At 64.3% G+C, this 16,757-nt stretch carries 13 protein-coding genes and 2 pseudogenes; 5 read left to right on the forward strand and 10 right to left on the reverse strand.

The annotated features are described in order from the left end of the window. The first annotated feature begins 11 nt into the window (after positions 1–11). Together HYH07_RS14340 and HYH07_RS14345 are read left to right on the forward strand one after the other, a co-directional pair. Positions 12–1,814: an ABC transporter ATP-binding protein gene (locus tag HYH07_RS14340; RefSeq protein ID WP_220003094.1), complete on the forward strand. Its 1,803-nt coding sequence runs from the start codon at positions 12–14 to the stop codon at positions 1,812–1,814. A gap of 35 nt (positions 1,815–1,849) precedes the next feature. Next, entirely contained in the window at positions 1,850–2,551 is a 702-nt protein-coding gene (locus tag HYH07_RS14345; RefSeq protein ID WP_220003095.1) for a fumarylacetoacetate hydrolase family protein, read from the forward strand. 63 nt (positions 2,552–2,614) lie between these two features. Here HYH07_RS14345 and HYH07_RS14350 read toward each other — a convergent pair whose 3' ends face one another. The 4 genes from HYH07_RS14350 to HYH07_RS14365 form a co-directional block, all read right to left on the reverse strand. Continuing rightward, positions 2,615–3,079, reverse strand: a complete 465-nt coding sequence (locus tag HYH07_RS14350) for a nuclear transport factor 2 family protein (RefSeq protein WP_228749526.1) — start codon at positions 3,077–3,079, stop codon at positions 2,615–2,617. Next, the gene (locus HYH07_RS14355) at positions 3,080–4,009 is read right to left on the reverse strand and encodes an aspartyl/asparaginyl beta-hydroxylase domain-containing protein (protein ID WP_220003096.1); all 930 of its coding nucleotides are present in this window, start codon (positions 4,007–4,009) and stop codon (positions 3,080–3,082) included. It lies immediately after the preceding gene. A 140-nt stretch (positions 4,010–4,149) separates the two neighbouring features. After that, positions 4,150–4,305, reverse strand: a complete 156-nt coding sequence (locus HYH07_RS14360; RefSeq protein ID WP_014493894.1) for a hypothetical protein — start codon at positions 4,303–4,305, stop codon at positions 4,150–4,152. Positions 4,306–4,456: 151 nt separating this feature from the next. Further along, positions 4,457–5,380 (reverse strand): LysR family transcriptional regulator, encoded by a 924-nt coding sequence (locus tag HYH07_RS14365; protein ID WP_220003097.1) that lies wholly within the window; start codon positions 5,378–5,380, stop codon positions 4,457–4,459. 203 nt (positions 5,381–5,583) lie between these two features. On the opposite strand from HYH07_RS14365, the gene HYH07_RS14370 reads away from it, so the two are divergent. Both HYH07_RS14370 and HYH07_RS14375 read left to right on the forward strand, forming a co-directional pair. Next, positions 5,584–6,294, forward strand: coding sequence for an SDR family NAD(P)-dependent oxidoreductase (locus tag HYH07_RS14370; RefSeq protein WP_220003098.1), 711 nt, complete (start codon positions 5,584–5,586; stop codon positions 6,292–6,294). Between the two features lie 20 nt (positions 6,295–6,314). Then, positions 6,315–7,547 carry a YbfB/YjiJ family MFS transporter gene (locus HYH07_RS14375; protein WP_220003099.1) on the forward strand — a complete coding sequence of 411 codons (1,233 nt, stop codon included), beginning with the start codon at positions 6,315–6,317 and terminating at the stop codon, positions 7,545–7,547. 25 nt (positions 7,548–7,572) lie between these two features. Here HYH07_RS14375 and HYH07_RS14380 read toward each other — a convergent pair whose 3' ends face one another. From HYH07_RS14380 to HYH07_RS14405, 6 genes and pseudogenes are all read right to left on the reverse strand, one after another. Continuing rightward, the gene (locus tag HYH07_RS14380) at positions 7,573–8,199 is read right to left on the reverse strand and encodes a phasin family protein (RefSeq protein ID WP_220003100.1); all 627 of its coding nucleotides are present in this window, start codon (positions 8,197–8,199) and stop codon (positions 7,573–7,575) included. Beyond that, on the reverse strand, positions 8,168–8,827 hold the full coding sequence (locus tag HYH07_RS14385; RefSeq protein WP_220003101.1) for a ParA family protein: 660 nt from the start codon (positions 8,825–8,827) through the stop codon (positions 8,168–8,170). Before HYH07_RS14385 ends, HYH07_RS14380 begins: the two co-directional genes overlap by 32 nt. Before the next feature lie 140 nt (positions 8,828–8,967). Next, positions 8,968–10,427: pseudogene (locus HYH07_RS14390) on the reverse strand (flavin-containing monooxygenase). A 161-nt stretch (positions 10,428–10,588) separates the two neighbouring features. Beyond that, positions 10,589–12,010, reverse strand: a complete 1,422-nt coding sequence (gene ahcY, locus HYH07_RS14395) for an adenosylhomocysteinase (RefSeq protein WP_220003102.1) — start codon at positions 12,008–12,010, stop codon at positions 10,589–10,591. 74 nt (positions 12,011–12,084) lie between these two features. Further along, positions 12,085–13,281, reverse strand: coding sequence for a methionine adenosyltransferase (metK, locus tag HYH07_RS14400; RefSeq protein ID WP_220003103.1), 1,197 nt, complete (start codon positions 13,279–13,281; stop codon positions 12,085–12,087). Between the two features lie 61 nt (positions 13,282–13,342). Then, positions 13,343–14,698 (reverse strand): hypothetical protein, encoded by a 1,356-nt coding sequence (locus HYH07_RS14405; RefSeq protein ID WP_220003141.1) that lies wholly within the window; start codon positions 14,696–14,698, stop codon positions 13,343–13,345. A gap of 162 nt (positions 14,699–14,860) precedes the next feature. Between HYH07_RS14405 and HYH07_RS14410 the strand changes: the two are divergent. Beyond that, a pseudogene (locus tag HYH07_RS14410) lies at positions 14,861–16,590 on the forward strand (caspase family protein). The last annotated feature ends 167 nt before the right edge of the window (positions 16,591–16,757 follow it).

Consider the following 16,757-nt stretch of genomic DNA (forward strand, 5'->3'; position numbering starts at 1 on the left):
ATGGACACCGGATGGCCCAGTTTCCAAAGAAAATCACCGACGATCCCTATGCGGCGATGGTCCTCATTCGCCGCCTTGTCATGGAACAGGGGGTCGTCTACTGGCGGCGCTACCTCGTTGCCTTCACGCTGATGGCGGCTGCCGCGGGTGCGACCGCAGGCGCGACCTATGTGCTCGGCCAAGTCATCAACCAGGCCTATGTCGACAAGAACATCCCGGGCATCGCGATGTTCTCCGGCATCACGGTGATCCTGCTGTTCATCAAGGGCGTGGCGACCTACGGCCACATGGTGATCCTGACCAAGATCAGCAATGCCATCCTCGCCGCCAACCAGCGCCAGCTGTTCGCAAAGCTGATGCGCGAGAGCGTCGGCTTCTTCTCCGAGCGGCATTCGTCCGAATTCCTGGCGCGGCTCACGGCCGGCGCCAAATCGATTACCGACGTGCTCAACATGCTGGTCAACGCCATCGGGCGCGACCTCTTGATGCTGCTCGCCATGATCGGCGTGATGGTATGGCAGGACCCGCTGATGTCGTTGATCGGCCTCGTCGCGGTGCCGCCGGCGATGCTGGTGCTGCGCAAGCTGGTCAAGCGCATCAAGGGCCTCGCCTTCAACCAGTTCACCGGCACCGCCGACATCATGGAGACGATGCAGGAGTCGCTGCAAGGCATCCGCACCGTCAAGGCGTTCACGCTCGAAGACACGATGCAGAAGCGCATCGACGAGAACATCGCGATCGTCGAGCGCAACGCCAACAAGATGGCCCGCGTCGCCAACCGCTCCAATCCGCTGATGGAAATGCTCGGTGGCTTCGCCGTCGCCGGCTGCCTGCTTTACGGTGGCTACAGCGTGGTCGCGCTCAACGCCACGCCCGGCGCGTTCTTCTCGTTCATGACCGCGTTCCTGATGGCGACCGAGCCGGCCAAGCGGCTGGCGCGGCTGAACATCGACCTCAACAGCCAGCTCGTCGGCGCGCGCATGTTGCTCGAGGTCGTCGACAGCCCGGCGAGCGAGCATTCCGACGACGACAAGCCGGCGCTGAAGCTCACCGACGCGCGAATCGAGCTGCGCGACGTTAGCTTCTCCTATCGCTCGGGCGAGACCGTGCTCAACCGCATGAGCTTCACGGCCGAGCCCGGCAAGGTCACCGCGCTGGTCGGGCCGTCCGGCGGCGGCAAGTCGACCGTGCTGGCGCTGCTCCTGCGCTTCTACGAGGTGACGCAAGGCGACATCTTGATCGACGGCCAGTCGATTGGCGCGATCTCGCGCCAATCGCTGCGGGCCCAGACCGCCTATGTCGGCCAGGATGTCTATCTGTTCCGCGACACCATCCGCAACAACATCGCGTTCGGCAAGCCGGGCGCAAGCGAGCACGAGATCATCGAGGCCGCGAAAGCCGCTTGCGCGCATGATTTCATCACAAGCTTCCCGCTCGGCTATGATACGCCGGTCGGCGAGCACGGCACCCAGCTCTCCGGCGGCCAACGCCAGCGCATTGCGGTGGCGCGCGCGCTGATCAAGAATGCGCCGATCATTCTGCTCGATGAAGCAACCGCCGCGCTGGATTCCGAGTCCGAGCGCCAGGTGCAGGAGGCGATCGAGCATCTTTGTCAGAACCGCACCACCATCGTAATCGCGCATCGCCTGCATACCATCATGCACGCAGACAGCATCCTGGTGGTCGAGGGCGGCGAGATCGTCGAGCAAGGCCGGCATGACGAGTTGCTGCGCCGCTCCGGGCGCTACGCCTCGTTCTTCCGCCTGCAACATCACGACGCCGGCGCTCTGGCGCCGATCAGCGCCACAGCCTAGAGTTCCCTCCACCTCAAGAGCAGCGAGACCGCCTCATGAACGCCGCCTCCTACGTGATCCCGCTTCCGCCCCAGGCTTCGCTCCCCGTAGTCGGCGAGAGCGGCCGCTATCCGGTGCGTCGCATCTGGTGCGTCGGCCGCAACTATCTCGAGCACATCCGTGAGATGGGAAATGACGAGCGCGCGCCGCCGTTCTTCTTCGCCAAACACGCCGACATGCTGGTGCCAGATGGCGCCACCATCCCCTATCCGCCGCTGACCAAGGATCTGCATCACGAGGTCGAGCTCGTGGTCGCGATGAAGAGCGGCGGGCTGAACATCGCCGCCGACAAGGCGCTCGATCACGTCTACGGCTACGCCGTCGGCATCGACCTGACGCGCCGCGATCTCCAGATCGCCTCGCGCAAGAAGGAGCGGCCGTGGGAGATCGGAAAGTCGTTCGATGGTTCGGCGCCCTGCTCCGCGGTGCAGCCGGCGTCGAAGATCGGCCATCCCTCCAAGGGCAAGATCTGGCTCACCGTCAATGGCAAGGAAGCGCAGAAGGGCGACCTCTCCGAGCTGATCTGGAACGTGCCGGAGATCATCTGGCAGCTCTCGCAGCAGGTGAAGCTCGCCGCCGGCGACATCATCATGACGGGCACGCCGGCCGGCGTGTCGCAGCTCCAGCCCGGCGACAAGCTCGAATGCGGCGTCGACGGCGTCGGCACGCTGCAGGTCTCGATCGGCCAGCCGGAGTAAGCCTCCAATATCCCGAAATCAAAAAGGCCCCGGACCTGTCCGGGGCCTTTTCTGTTTCGACGTCTACCAGGCCTTCACCGGCCGGTTGGCGTGGCTTGCCTGCGGCACACCGCGATTGAGCGACATGTGCGAATGCACGCACAACCAGCCATCGCCATTCCTCGAAAAGATCATGGTCGCCCGGCCGGGGCGCGGAAACGCGCTTCCATCGGGATGATAGCCCGTGCTCGTCCATGGCGCGATCACGGTCACCATCTCGCCGTCGCGTGACGCCAGTATAGCGGTCTGATCGAGAACGAAACGAAAGCCGGTCGTCCTGGGCCAGACGCTATTCCATTGCGTCGTGACCCATTGGTCGAGGCCCCCGATAACATCGTTGTGCGTGCCGAAGGCAAGCACGTCAGGGTGAAAGAGGGGCCGCGCCGAGGCGTAGTCGACCTCGCGGACATAGCCGGCGAATGTTTCCAGCCAGCCCTGGAAGAACTCCACGACATCGGCGCTCGCAGTCGGCAAGGGCTCCACGGCCATTCAACGCAGCGCCGAAAACACGATGAGTCCGAGCACCAACGCCGTCAGCGAATATTTCAGCGTGTAGTAGACGTTCCGGTTCCACTCCTTGATCTTGCGGCTGCCGAGATGGATCTCGTAGAGCTTGCCGAACACCTTGTTGAGCGCGCCGACATGCTCGCCATCGACGTTCTGGGTCGCCGACGCCTTGACGATGTGATGGCTGACCCAGCGGTTGATCGCGGTCATGAAGCCGTACTTCATTGGGCGCTCGACGTCGCAGAACAGGATGATGCGATTGACGTCGGTCGCATTCTCGGCGCTATGGATGAAGGTTTCGTCGAACATGAAGGCTTCGCCGTCACGCCAGACACATTCGACGCCGTCGACGAGGATGCGGCACTTGTTCGAGTTCGGCGTGACGAGGCCGAGGTGGTAGCGGAGCGAGCCCGCGAAGGGATCGCGGTGGGCACCGAGCTTGCCGCCCGGCGGCAGCATCGCGAACATCGCACCGTGCACGCTCGGGATCGACTTGAGCAGCTCCACTGTCTTCGGACACAGCGCGTTCGCCGAAGGCAGGAAGTCGTCGTACCATTTCAGGTAAAACCGCTTCCAGCCGCTCTTGAAGAACGAATAAAAGCCCCAGTCATTGTTCTTGGCAGCGGCGCGGATGAAGCCCTCGTCGAACAGGCGCACCGCCTCGTCGCGGATGGTCTCCCAGTTCTCGCTGAGCGGCTTCAGCTCCGGAAACTGCTCGACCGAGATCACCGGCTTGTTCGGCACCGCCGAGCCCGCATACATCAGCACATTGTAGGGCGCGAGGTAGGTCGAGTGATCGCCGAGCTGGCGCGCAAAGCGCAGCCGCTGTTTGCCGCGGAAGTGAACGTATATCGTCGATGCCACAAGCACGTACAGAATGACAAGTTGCGGCGCAAAAAGCTGTTTCAGCATTTCCCCAATCCCGAGTGACCCAGCCGGGGTGTCGTGTAACCCGCGGGGCCCCCAGCGGCAAGATATTCACCGGGGGTTGCGGTCACGCTCGGGAGAGGTTCGGGATGAACCGGGGCGAAAACGGACCGAAACGAGCCGAATCACGCCCGGGACAGCGCCTGCAGACCTTTGAAAGTCAGGCGCTTGGGATCGGTGACACCGGCAAGATAGAGCCGGCGGATGAATGCAATGACGGCGTCGCGGTCACAATCGGTCAGCGCCACAACGGCGTCGACCGCGATCTTCTGGGCTTCCATTGGGCTCACCTCGGCCTTGCGAGTAACCCCGGCCGAGACAGGCTAGGACCCATCCGTTAAATCGGCGTTAACCGTTCGGGAACCATCGCCGATTCAGCCGGGCGGCCGTATACGCAAAACAACACATTGGCGGTCGCGGCGTCCGCGATCTCTAGCGCACACCGAGACTCTTCTTGAGCAGTGCAAACTGCTTCCTGAGCCGGGGAACTGCGAAGTCGGTGAAGGCCCGCACCTTCGGCACCGAGAGGCGACCCTGCGGACAGATCAGGTGAACCGGCATCTCGGGGTCCTCGTCGCCAGCAAGCACGATCTCGAGCTCGCCGCGCGCGACCTGCTCGGCGACCTGATAGGAGTACATCCGCGCCACGCCGCGCCCGGCGACGGCGGAAGCCACGGCGGCATAGGTGCTGCTGACGGTGAGACGCGGAGTGAACCGGACCGTGCGGGGCGCTGACGAGTTTTCCGGGGGCTTGAAGGTCCATGAATTGGGAAGATGGGCCATCGCCACGATCTGATGCTTGGTAAGGTCCCCGGGCTCTTCGATCCGCGGATGTTGCATGAGATAGCGCGGAGCTGCCACGACGACACGGCGGACCTCGCCGATCCGCGTCGCCACCATCGCCGAGTCCGCGAGCGGACCGATGCGAAGCGCGACATCCACGCCTTCGTCGATGAGATTGACCGCGCGGTCGAACAGCAGCAGCTTCGCCGACACTGTGGGATAGGCGTCCAGAAACGCATCCAGGATCGGCCGCAGCACCATCTCGCCTGACACCACCGGAGCGGTGATCGTCAGCAGGCCGCGCGGCGCGGTACGCGGGCCAGCTGCGATGTCGTCGGCCTCCTCCAGCTCGACCAGCACGCGGCGGCAGACCGCGACATAGCGCTCGCCCTCCTCGCTCAGCTTGATCGATCGCGTGGTCCGATGCAGCAGCTCGGCGCCGACCCGCTCTTCCAGAAAGGCGATGGCACGGCTGACCGCCGCCGGCGAACGACCGAGCTTTCGCCCCGCGGCGGCAAGGCTGCCCTCATCCACCGCAAGGACGAACACCTTCATTGCATCCAGACGATCCATGCTTTCCCGCGGTCCTTCTGAAATCCCCGGCAAGCTAGGCGTTTGCCCCAACCCCCACAACTGCCGCGAGGCGCCGGCGCAGCATTCGTACGCGCCGCGAAAGAGTGTCTGCCGGACAGCGCGTATTCGCAGCCGGGCCGCCGCGGCGTACCTCGACGGGCAAGCCAGCCAGTGCTGGCACGGATCAACAACAGGAGCCCGTCATGAGTATCGAGCAGAAGGTTGCCATCATCACCGGTGCATCGCAGGGCATCGGCGCCGCCCTGGTCCAGGGTTTTCGCGATCGCAATTATCGCGTGGTCGCCACGGCGAGGTCGATCAAGCCGTCAGGCGACGACGATATCCTCGCCGTCGCCGGCGACATCGCTGACCGCAAGACGGCCGAGCGCGTCGTTGCGCAGGCCCTCGCGCGCTTCGGGCGCGTCGACACGCTTGTCAACAACGCCGGCATCTTCGTCGCAAAGCCCTTCACGCAATACACGGCCGAGGACTACGCGGCCGTGATGGGCACCAACGTCGCCGGCTTCTTCAACATCACCCAGCTCGCGATCGCCGAGATGGAGAAGCAGGGATCGGGTCATGTCGTCCAAATCACAACAACGCTCGTCGATCATGCCAATTCGAACGTGCCCTCAGTGCTGGCCTCGCTCAGCAAGGGCGGGCTGAACGCCGCGACCAGGTCGCTCGCGATCGAATACGCCAGGCGCGGCATCCGCGTGAACGCGGTGGCGCCGGGGATCATCAAGTCGCCGATGCACCCGATTTCGACGCACGCCCAATACGGCGCGATGCACCCGGTCGGCCACATGGGCGAGATGTCCGACATCGTTGATGCCGTGCTCTATCTGGAGGGTGCGTCCTTCGTCACCGGCGAGATCTTGCATGTCGACGGCGGCCAGATCGCCGGCCATTGAGCCCGCCCATGAGGATGACAATGACCGAACTCAACGCAAACACTGGGCGTCACGCCCGGCCTCATCAGCGGCCGAACGCGGCGTCAGAGCCGACCTGGCGATATGCCGTCGCCGGCCTCTCCGCATCGCTGGTCGGGCTTGGCCTTGCTCGCTTCTCCTACACGCCGCTGATCCCGGCGCTGATCGCAGCAAAGTGGTTCAGCGCTTCCGACGTGGTCTATCTGGGCGCTGCGAACCTTGCCGGCTACCTCGCCGGCGCGCTCGCAGCGCGAGCAGTCGCGGCTCGCATCGGCGCGGTCCGCGCGCTGCGGGCGATGATGCTGCTTGCAACCCTCGGCTTCTTTGCCAGCTCTGCGCCGGTGTCTTTCATCTGGTTCTTCACCTGGCGCTTCCTGTCGGGTCTCACCGGCGGGATCATCATGGTGCTGGCTGCTTCCGTTATTCTTCCGCGCACCTCGCCCGGCCGGCGCGGCATCGTCGGCGGCGTGATCTTTGCCGGCGTCGGCCTCGGCGTTGCCGCATCGGGCACGCTGGTGCCGCTGCTCCTACAACAAGGCTTGCAGCAGAGCTGGTATGGGCTTGGCGCGCTCTCGGCCGTGCTCACTGCGATGAGTTGGTGGAGCTGGCCTGGCGAGGCCAATTCCCATGTCGCACCCTTGCACCAGGTGAAGCAGCATCACGCCTCGCCTGCCGCCCGTGCACTGCTGATCCAGTACGGCCTCAATGCCGTGGCGCTGGTCCCGCACATGGTCTTCATGGTAGACTTCGTCGCGCGGGGCCTCAGCCAAGGCATCGCAGCGGGATCGCGCTATTGGGTGCTGTACGGCCTCGGTGCGATCGTCGGCCCGCTCGTCACCGGCCATCTCGGCGACCGCTCCGGATTCGGAACAGCCATACGCGCTGCGTTCCTGATTGAAGCGGCGGCCGTACTGCTTCCGGCCATCAGCACCGCACCGGTTTCGTTGATCGTATCGAGTGTGGTGATCGGGGGCTTCACGCCGGGCATCGTGCCGCTGGTGCTCGGCCGTATCCATGAGCTCGTCCCGCACTCCGGCGAGCAGCAGCGCTCGACGTGGAGCCACGCCACCGCCAGCTTTGCGCTGTTCCAGGCGGCCGCAGCTTACGGCTTCTCCTGGATCTATGCGCAGACCGGCGGCGACTATCTCGTCCTGTTCGCTCTCGGCGGTGGCGCCATGGTGCTGGCGCTCGCGATCGATCTCGGGCTCGCCCTGGTCGTCCCGCGCAGGTCCTGAGCGCGATGATGGCAGGCAAGCGGCATTACCTGACGCTGGGCTTGGTCATCCTTTGAGCAACTGACCTCAGCAACTCGGTTTGCTCGAGGACCAACTCACATTGTTTTCGCGCATGCGTGGCCGACAGCTCCACCAACTCCGCCAGCGTTTTTGCACGGCCCAGCTCCTGCGCATACTCCAGGGTCGCGCCCGCATTGACCTTCATCAGTTCGAGCACGACGGCGCGCCACTCAGCTGCCGTTCCAATCGCGTCGATGATCTCGCTTCCCACGACGACTGTTCCATTGGCCTCCGATGTCACACCGACCAGCCGTGACTTTGCGAGGTCATTGGCGTAGTTGAACGTAGCGCTCATGCCGTCCAAGGCGCGGGCTTGATACGCCTTGGCCATATCGACAATGAGATCAGTGGTGGTACTGCCCGGAGGTTGGGGACTTGCAAGGGTGACGCGGGCTTTTCCTTGTACCGGAAAGGTCATCGGAGCAGGCTCTTCTTGCACGATCTGCGGCGCATCTTGGGCGACGGCGACCGAGCCCGGCGGCATGGCCAGACCCTCGTCGACCGCACGGCTCACTTCCGCCGCCAATTCCAGCAGCGAGCGACGCCCGGCGCGTGCAACATCAGCAGGCCGCTTTGAGCGTGCCTTTCCCATGATCGTCCAACTCTTCCAAGTGCCCCGCGATCCAACCCCACAAACTGCCAATCTCATCCGAAGCTTTGCCCGCCGGTGCAAACTCAGTGACGCCTAACCCCGCTCCGAGCGCATCCTGGTGATCGTTACGCTGCGCAATAAACGGGAGCGCAAGCGCGCCGATCGAGCTCAGCGATGTGGCAGCTTCGCTCAGGCGGCAGCCCCGCGTCGGCGTCTGATTGAGGATGAAGGCAAAGCGGCGATTGAGCCTGCGAATGGCAATCAGCGTAGGGATTGCGGCTTCGATATCGGCCGGGCTCGGGCGCGCCGGGATGAGACAGAGATCGGCGCAGGCGATGACGCGCATCGCCAGGCTGTTGGTCGTCGCAGCTGTGTCGAAGATGGCGAGCCAGACGCCTTCGGCGCTCAGGCGCGCGATCAACGGTTCGATCTCGGCCGGATCGGTAACGCGCTCGACGCAAGGATAGGGATTCTCGCGGCGCGCTTTCCATTTCGAGACCGTACCCTGCGCGTCCGCCTCAATAAGAGCGACGCGCTCGGCGCGCTGCATTGCTGCCACCGCCAGTCCAACGGACAGCGTACTCTTGCCGCTTCCGCCTTTTTGCGTGACCAGGGCAACGACGTGCATGTCCTGCGCTCCCCAAGGACGGCAACGACGTGGAACTCAGGTGCTGTCGGAAACGAACCTGTTGCAGCGCAAGATACTACCACAAGTCGCGATTCGTCTCAAGCGAACGCGAGGCCATCCCGCGATCCTGCGTGGCGCGATCAGGAATACCGCATCACGCCGTCGTCGATTTTGCCGAAGCGCAAGGAAACGATGTCGAGCGCATAGTTCTGAACAGCCGCCACGGTCGCTTCGAGCCCTGCTTTGGCAATTTTGCGACAGAGCGCTGCACATAACCCGAGGTAAAATCCAGCGACGGCTGGGCGGTGATAGCAGGATCGGCATTGTGCGGCATGGCTTGCCGGAAATTGTGCCGGTCCATGTAGTTGATGAGCCGGCAGACATATTCACAAGTGAGATCGCATTTCAGCGTCCAGGACGCATTGGTGTAGCCGAAGGCCGACGCCATGTTGGGCACGTCGGCATACATCATGCCCTTGTAGGTGAGAGTTTTGGCGAAATCGACGGGACGGCCATCGACGCTGACCTCGAGGCCGCCGACGACCTGGAGCACCAGGCCCGTCGCGGTCACGATGATGTCGGCGGCAAGCTCGCTGCCGTCCTTGAGGCGGATGCCATCGTGCGTAAAAGTGTCGATCTCGTTGGTGACCACGGCGGCGCGCTTCTCGCGGATCGCCTTGAAAAGATCGCCGTCCGGCACGAGGCAGAGCCGCTGGTCCCAGGGATTGTAGCGCGGCGTGAAATGGGTCGCGATGTCGTAATCCGGCCCAAGCGCAGCTCTCACGCCCGTCAGGATCAAGTCCTTCACCTTCGCCGGCTTGCGCCGGCTGAGCTGGAAGAAGAACATCCCCCACATCACGTTGCGCCAGCGGATCAAATGATAGGCCAGCCGCGCCGGCAAGTTGCGGCGCAGTTTGTTGGCCAGGGGATCCTGCGCCGGACGCGACACCACATAGGTCGGCGAGCGCTGCAGCATGGTGACCTGCGCCGCCGTCTTGGCGAGCTCCGGCACCAGCGTCACCGCGGTCGCGCCGGAGCCGATCACGACGACGCGCTTGCCGGCGTAGTCGATATCCTCGGTCCATTTCTGCGGATGCACGATCCGGCCGGCGAAGTCGGCAGCGCCCGCGAATTCCGGCGTGTAGCCCGCTTCGTATTTGTAGTAGCCCGCGCACAGAAACAAGAAATTGCAGGTGAAGCGCACGAGCTCCGTCGCGCCCTCGTCCGCCGCGCGCTCGGCTTCGATGGTCCAGCGGGCGTCACTGGTCGACCACGCCGCGCCCCTGACGCGATGGCGGAAGCGGATGTGCTTGTCGATACCGTTCTCGGCGGCGGTCTCGCGCACATAGTTCAGGATCTGCGGCCCGTCGGCGATCGCCTTCGGATCGGTCCACGGCTTGAAGGAATAGCCGAGCGTGAACATGTCGCTGTCGGAGCGGACGCCGGGATAGCGGAACAGGTCCCAGGTGCCGCCGATGGAGTCGCGCCCCTCCAGAATGAGGTAGCTCTTGCCCGGGCACTTGCTCTGAAGATGATAGCCCGCGCCAATGCCTGATAGTCCGGCACCGACGATCAGCACGTCGAAATGTTCTTGTTGCATGGTTTCCTCCGCCGCGCGGGGATTGTCCGCTCGACGTTGCTGGGCGTCAATCGGCAATCAGGGCGTGCGGAAGCCGCCAAACGGGTTGAATTCCACGGGCCGAAACGACAAAGCCCCGGATCGCTCCGGGGCTTCGCGTTGTTGGTCGACAGGCCTGCGGCTCAGTAGCGGTAGTGATCGCTCTTGTACGGGCCTTCCGGCTTGACGCCGATATAGTCGGCCTGGTCCTTGCGCAGCTCGGTGAGCTTGACGCCGATCTTGGCGAGGTGGAGACGCGCGACCTTCTCGTCGAGCGTCTTCGGCAGCACGTAGACTTCCTTCTTGTACTTGCCGTCCTTGTTGTTGGCGAACAGCTCGATCTGCGCCAGCGTCTGGTTGGTGAAGGACGCCGACATCACGAACGAAGGATGGCCCATCGCGTTGCCGAGGTTCACGAGGCGACCTTCCGACAGCAGGATGATGCGATGCTTGTCGGGGAATTCGATCTCGTCGACCTGCGGCTTGATGTTGGTCCACTTCAGATTGCGCAGACCGGCGATCTGGATCTCGTTGTCGAAGTGACCGATGTTGCAGACGATGGCGCGATCCTTCATCGCGCGCATGTGGTCGATGGTGATGATGTCCTTGTTGCCGGTCGCGGTGACGAAGATGTCGGCGCGGGGCGCGGCGTCTTCCATGGTCGTGACCTCGTAGCCTTCCATCGCGGCCTGCAGCGCGCAGATCGGATCGACTTCCGACACCATCACGCGGCACCCGGCCTGGCGCAGCGAGGCCGCCGAGCCCTTGCCGACGTCGCCGAAGCCCGCGACCATCGCGACCTTGCCCGACATCATCACGTCGGTGCCGCGCCGGATGCCGTCGACCAGCGATTCACGGCAGCCATAGAGGTTGTCGAACTTCGACTTGGTGACGCTGTCGTTGACGTTGATGGCGGGCCACAGCAGCGTGCCGGCCTTCTGCATGTCGTAGAGACGATGCACGCCCGTGGTGGTCTCTTCCGACACGCCCTTGATGCTCGCGGCGATCGCGGCGAAGTAGCCCTTCGGCTTCTCCTTCAGCTGCTTCTTCAGAAGCGCGAAGAAGACTTCCTCTTCTTCCGAGCCCGGCTTGTCCAGGAACGCGGTGTCGCCCTTCTCGGCCCGCAGACCCAGATGGACGTACATGGTGGCGTCACCGCCGTCATCGAGGATCATGTTCGGATGACCGCCGCCGTGCCAGTCGAACAGCTTTGCGGTGTAGTCCCAGTAATCCTTGAGCGTCTCGCCCTTGACGGCGAAGACGGGAATGCCGGCGGCCGCGATCGCCGCGGCGGCATGGTCCTGCGTCGAATAGATGTTGCAGGAGACCCAGCGGATGTCGGCGCCGAGCGCTGCCAGCGTCTCGATCAGCACGCCGGTCTGGATCGTCATGTGCAGGGAGCCGGCGATGCGCGCACCCTTCAAAGGCTGCTTGGGGCCGAACTCCTCGCGGGTGGCCATCAGGCCAGGCATCTCGGTCTCGGCGAGCGAGAGCTCCTTGCGGCCGAAATCGGCGAGCGAAATGTCCTTGACGATGTAATCGGTGAAGCCGGGCTTCGCGTTCATTGGGGGTTCCTGTCTGTTTGGCTCGTCATTCCGGGGTCGCCGCTGTCGCGGCGCCCCGGAACGACGCAAGAGAACTAGAGCGCGCGCTTCAGCTGCTCGACGAGGTCGGTCTTCTCCCAGGAGAAGCCGCCCTCGTTGTCGGGCGTGCGGCCGAAATGGCCGTAGGCCGAGGTGCGCGCGTAGATCGGGCGATTGAGGTCGAGATGGCTGCGGATGCCGCGCGGGGTCAGGTCCATCGCCTTGGCGGCGGCCTTCTCGAGCTGATCCTCCGACACCTTACCGGTGCCGTGGGTGTCGATGTAGATCGACAGTGGGCGCGCCACGCCGATGGCGTAGGCGAGCTGCAGCGTGCAGCGATCGGCAAGACCGGCGGCGACGATGTTCTTGGCGACGTAGCGCGCAGCATAAGCGGCCGAACGATCGACCTTGGTCGGATCCTTGCCGGAGAACGCGCCGCCGCCGTGCGGTGCAGCGCCGCCATAGGTGTCGACGATGATCTTGCGGCCGGTCAGGCCGGAATCGCCATCGGGACCGCCGATGTAGAACTTGCCGGTCGGGTTGATGTGCCAGATGGTCTTCGGCGTGATCCAGTCCTTCGGCAGGGCCTCGCGCACATAGGGCTCGACGATCTCGCGGACCTGGTTCGAGGTGAGGTCCGGAACCAGATGCTGGTGCGAGACCACGATCTCTCGCACGCCGACCGGCTTGCCGTTCTCGTACTGCACGGTGACCTGGCTCTTGGAGTCGGGGCCGAGCACCTTCTCCTTGCCGGAGTGGCGGGCTTCCGAGATCAGGCGGAGGATCTTGTGGGCGTAGAAGATCGGCGCCGGCATCAGGTCGGGCGTCTCGTTGGTGGCGTAACCGAACATGATGCCCTGGTCGCCCGCCCCCTCTTCCTTGACCTCGCCCGGCTGCAGCGCATCGACGCCCTGCGCGATGTCGGCCGACTGCGGGTGCAGCAGGATCTCGATGTCGCAGGTCTTCCAGTGGAAGCCTTCCTGCTCGTAGCCGATGTCCTTGATCGCGCCGCGCACGACGCTTTCGATCTGCTCGCTGGTGACCGACTTCGGACCGCGAGTCTCACCGGCGATCACCACCTTGTTGGTGGTCGCCAGCGTCTCGCAGGCGGCACGGATCTGCCACGGATCGATGCCGGCTTTCGGCCCTTCGCGGTAGAACAGGTCGACGATTTCATCCGAGATCCGGTCACAGACCTTGTCCGGATGGCCTTCGGACACGGACTCGCTGGTGAAGAGATAGGACGCGCGCATCAAGAAACCCCTTGTTCCACCGCTACCGGCGGACGTTTGCGATGTTTACAGTTGGATTATGTCAATCACGCCGGCGCGAGATGACGTAGGATTCGTCAAGAAACCAGAGCCCGTTGTACTTCCGCAGCACATCTCTGGCGGCATCCAGAGTGCGGCCGTTTTGAGTCATATCTGTCAACCGGTCGTCCTCAATCTGAGCGACATACACCGCCGCATTCCACGCTGCAAAGGCCGTCGAGGTCCCGATGGTACCCGTCACCTCGTTGGGCAGCGCTTCCATATCATACCTGAAGATCGAACGGTTGTCCGCGTAAGCATTAAAATTTAGGTCGCGGCCCAACGATCCGAGTTCATACTTGACCGCGCGCAATAGCTCATGACGGCTCACCGAGAAAGGGTTTTCTCCGGGCCAGATGGCCTGGATCATTTCCATGCCGGGATCGTGGCCATGAGAGTGGATTCCGATCAGGCGGCCGCCCGGTCGCAACGCCCGCGCCAGCGGTGCAACGATCCGCTTGGCCCGAAAATTGACCGAGGACAGGGCCCGGTATGGCTGGGATGCGATCACGAGGTCGAAATTGGCCTCGGTCTGCCCGGGCCGCGGAATGGTCGAATCGAGCAGGAATCGATGGTCGTCGCGGTAGAGCACGAGCACGACCGGCCGCTCGTAAAGCGGCATTGCCGTACGCGGGCTGATCGCCGCCCGCCAATTCTGCTCCAGGAACGGCCGTAGCTCGGCGATCTGCTGCTCGAACTCGCCCGACGAGGCCCCCCTCAGCGGGACCTCGTGCCAGACCGTGGCCGCGGCCGCAGCAGGCGAGGCCGGCGTCAGCCAGGGCGCCTCCGAATAGAACATGTTGGTGAAGACGAAAACCGACGCAGGATGCTCGAAAATGCGGTCCGGCACCTTCTCGAGCGTCAGCCGCAGATCCTCGAGACTAAGCTCCTTGCCGGCGACATAGAACGGCATATGCGGGTAGCGCTGATGCGTGGCGCGCAGCACGCGCGCCAGCACCGTGCCGTCGCCGACACCGGCATCGAAAATGCGCAGCGCCGGCGGGCGCGGATGGATGGTGGACAGCTCCAGCGCCACCCGGTCGGCGATCACCCGCTTTTCGCTGCAGGTGTGGACGAACAGCAGATATTTCTGCCGGTTCTCGAAGAAGCGGAAATTGCCACGCGGATCACGCTTCTCCGGGGGGACCTGGAGCCCCCGCGGCGGCGGCAGGCCACCGGTCGTCGATGCCGCGATATAGGCCTGAATCCGCTCCAGCGTGTCGATGGTGATGCGCTTGCCCTCGCGCAGGCGCTGCACGAGCTTCCCATCGTTCACCGCCCGCCGGCCAAACGTCGATTCCGCCATGTCCGCCTTGCGGCAGAACTCGGTGATTTGGCTCAGGATTTCGTCGTTCTTCATCGATGGGAAAGCGGTGGGCAGAAAAATTGGGACCAACCCCGTAGCAAATTCTGCCCACCGAGGGAATACCACCGCCTGCGTTACCCCCACAGCCGATGACACGTGCGTGAACCCCGACCTGCCGCCAGACAACAAACAAGCACGTCTCCTCGAGGACCCCCCATGAGCCGCCTGCTCGTCGTGCTCGCTTTGCTCGCCGCGACCCTTTGGTCGGCGCCCTGCTCGGCCAGTCGCGCAGCCAGCTGGGGCCGCTCTGCACCACCGAGACCACGCCGGCGGACCAGATGGTCGACGCCTGCACCAAGATCATCGCCCTGAAGGTCTTCAAGGGCGGGCAGCTCGCGACCGTCTATTTCTGGCGCGCGGTGGGCTGGAACAAGAAAGGCGACTACGCCAAGGTCATTGCCGACACCACCGAGGCGATCCGGCTGCAGCCGGGCCAGGCGGTCTACAATCTCAGGGGCTCGGCCTATTTCGACAAGGGCGACTACGACATCGCGATCGCCGATTTCGATGATGCGCTAAAGCTCGGCCCGCCAAGTGGCATCATCTTCCACAACCGCGGCAATGCCTGGCGCGGCAAGGGCGACTACACCAAGGCGATCGCCGACTACGACATGGCGATCAAGGCGGATCCCAGATCGGCGTTCTCATTCCAGAATCGCGGCATCTCCAAGGAGGCGCTCGGCGATCTGGACGGCGCGCTCGCCGACCTCAATCAGGCGATCCGGATCGACCCGACGCTGCCGCAGCCGCTGATCCAGCGCACCGCGATCTGGCGCGCCAGGGGCGATCTCGATCGCGCGATCGCCGATGGCAGCGAGGCGATCCGGCTAGCCAAGGACAAGCCCCCAGCCAACATCATGACGCCGCCGAACAGCGTGCTGATCTCCGGCTATGCCCATCGCGCGCTCGCCTATGAGGCCAAGGGCGACTACGCGCATGCCCGCGAAGACTACAACGCGTCACTGGCGATCACGGCCTCCGACGCCGGCAGCAAGGCGGTCCAGGCGACCGCAAAGGTGCGGCTGTCGCTGGTGAGCGACGCAGCCGCGCCGATGCCGCGCGATGCGCCACCGCCGGCGACGCAACCGGCGGCAGCGCCAGCCCCGCAGCAGACGGGCGCGGCACCTGCACCGTCTCCTGCGCCCTCGCCTGCACCGGCCGTTCGCGGCAGCCGCATGGCGCTCGTCGTCGGCAACGGGGCCTATGCCCATGTGAAGGCGCTGCCCAATCCGCCCAACGACGCGCGCGCGGTCGCAAAGAGCCTGCGCGACATCGGCTTCACGGTATCGGAGGGCGTCGACCTCGACCGCGCCGCGATGCAGAAGATGACGCGCGACTTCCTGCGCGAGGCCGCACGGGCGCAGGTGGCCCTCGTCTACTATGCCGGCCATGGCGTGCAGATCGACGGCCGCAACTATCTCATTCCCGTCGATGTCGCGCTGAAGCCAGGCAGCAGCATGACCGAGGCCATGATCGACATGGACACGATCATGGCGGGTCTGGACGACCAGGTTCGCACCAACATTTTGATCTTCGACGCCTGCCGCAACAACCCGATGGCGCAGCAAGTCGCAAGCGCCGGCAGCAGTCGCGGCATCGAGGGCGCGTCGGGCCTCGCCGCACCGTCCAGTCTCGGATCAGGTGCGACGCTGGGGGCTGGCACGCTGATCGCATTCGCGACCGCGCCCGGCCAGGTCGCGCTCGATGGCGAAGGCGCCAACTCGCCCTTCTCCGCCGCGCTGTCCCGCCATATCGGCACGCCGGGCCTCGAAGTGCAGCAGATGCTGACGCGGGTGCGGGCCGAAGTGGTGTCGGCCACGAAGAACAAGCAGGTGCCGTGGTCGAACTCGTCGCTGCTCGGCGAGGTCTATCTGGCGGAGAAGTGACGACGCGCGGGCTGACGTTGAATGTGGGGCTATTCGCCCAACACTCAGCTGTCATCGCCCGGCTCGACCGGGCGATCCAGTACTCCGAGACAGTTGTGATTGAATCGATAGGCCGCGGCGTACTGGATTCCCCGCCTACGCGGGGAATGACAGTGAGTGTGTAGTGA

This window comes from Bradyrhizobium sp. BR 10261 (assembly GCF_019455395.1).
Lineage (GTDB): Bacteria > Pseudomonadota > Alphaproteobacteria > Rhizobiales > Xanthobacteraceae > Bradyrhizobium > Bradyrhizobium manausense.

Coding starts and splice junctions, on each gene's coding strand:
- HYH07_RS14340 (WP_220003094.1), top strand. CDS start 12: ATGGCCCAGTTTCCAAAGAAAATCACCGACGATCCCTATGCGGCGATG.
- HYH07_RS14345 (WP_220003095.1), top strand. CDS start 1,850: ATGAACGCCGCCTCCTACGTGATCCCGCTTCCGCCCCAGGCTTCGCTC.
- HYH07_RS14350 (WP_228749526.1), bottom strand. CDS start 3,079: ATGGCCGTGGAGCCCTTGCCGACTGCGAGCGCCGATGTCGTGGAGTTC.
- HYH07_RS14355 (WP_220003096.1), bottom strand. CDS start 4,009: ATGCTGAAACAGCTTTTTGCGCCGCAACTTGTCATTCTGTACGTGCTT.
- HYH07_RS14360 (WP_014493894.1), bottom strand. CDS start 4,305: ATGGAAGCCCAGAAGATCGCGGTCGACGCCGTTGTGGCGCTGACCGAT.
- HYH07_RS14365 (WP_220003097.1), bottom strand. CDS start 5,380: ATGGATCGTCTGGATGCAATGAAGGTGTTCGTCCTTGCGGTGGATGAG.
- HYH07_RS14370 (WP_220003098.1), top strand. CDS start 5,584: ATGAGTATCGAGCAGAAGGTTGCCATCATCACCGGTGCATCGCAGGGC.
- HYH07_RS14375 (WP_220003099.1), top strand. CDS start 6,315: ATGACCGAACTCAACGCAAACACTGGGCGTCACGCCCGGCCTCATCAG.
- HYH07_RS14380 (WP_220003100.1), bottom strand. CDS start 8,199: ATGGGAAAGGCACGCTCAAAGCGGCCTGCTGATGTTGCACGCGCCGGG.
- HYH07_RS14385 (WP_220003101.1), bottom strand. CDS start 8,827: ATGCACGTCGTTGCCCTGGTCACGCAAAAAGGCGGAAGCGGCAAGAGT.
- ahcY (WP_220003102.1), bottom strand. CDS start 12,010: ATGAACGCGAAGCCCGGCTTCACCGATTACATCGTCAAGGACATTTCG.
- metK (WP_220003103.1), bottom strand. CDS start 13,281: ATGCGCGCGTCCTATCTCTTCACCAGCGAGTCCGTGTCCGAAGGCCAT.
- HYH07_RS14405 (WP_220003141.1), bottom strand. CDS start 14,698: ATGAAGAACGACGAAATCCTGAGCCAAATCACCGAGTTCTGCCGCAAG.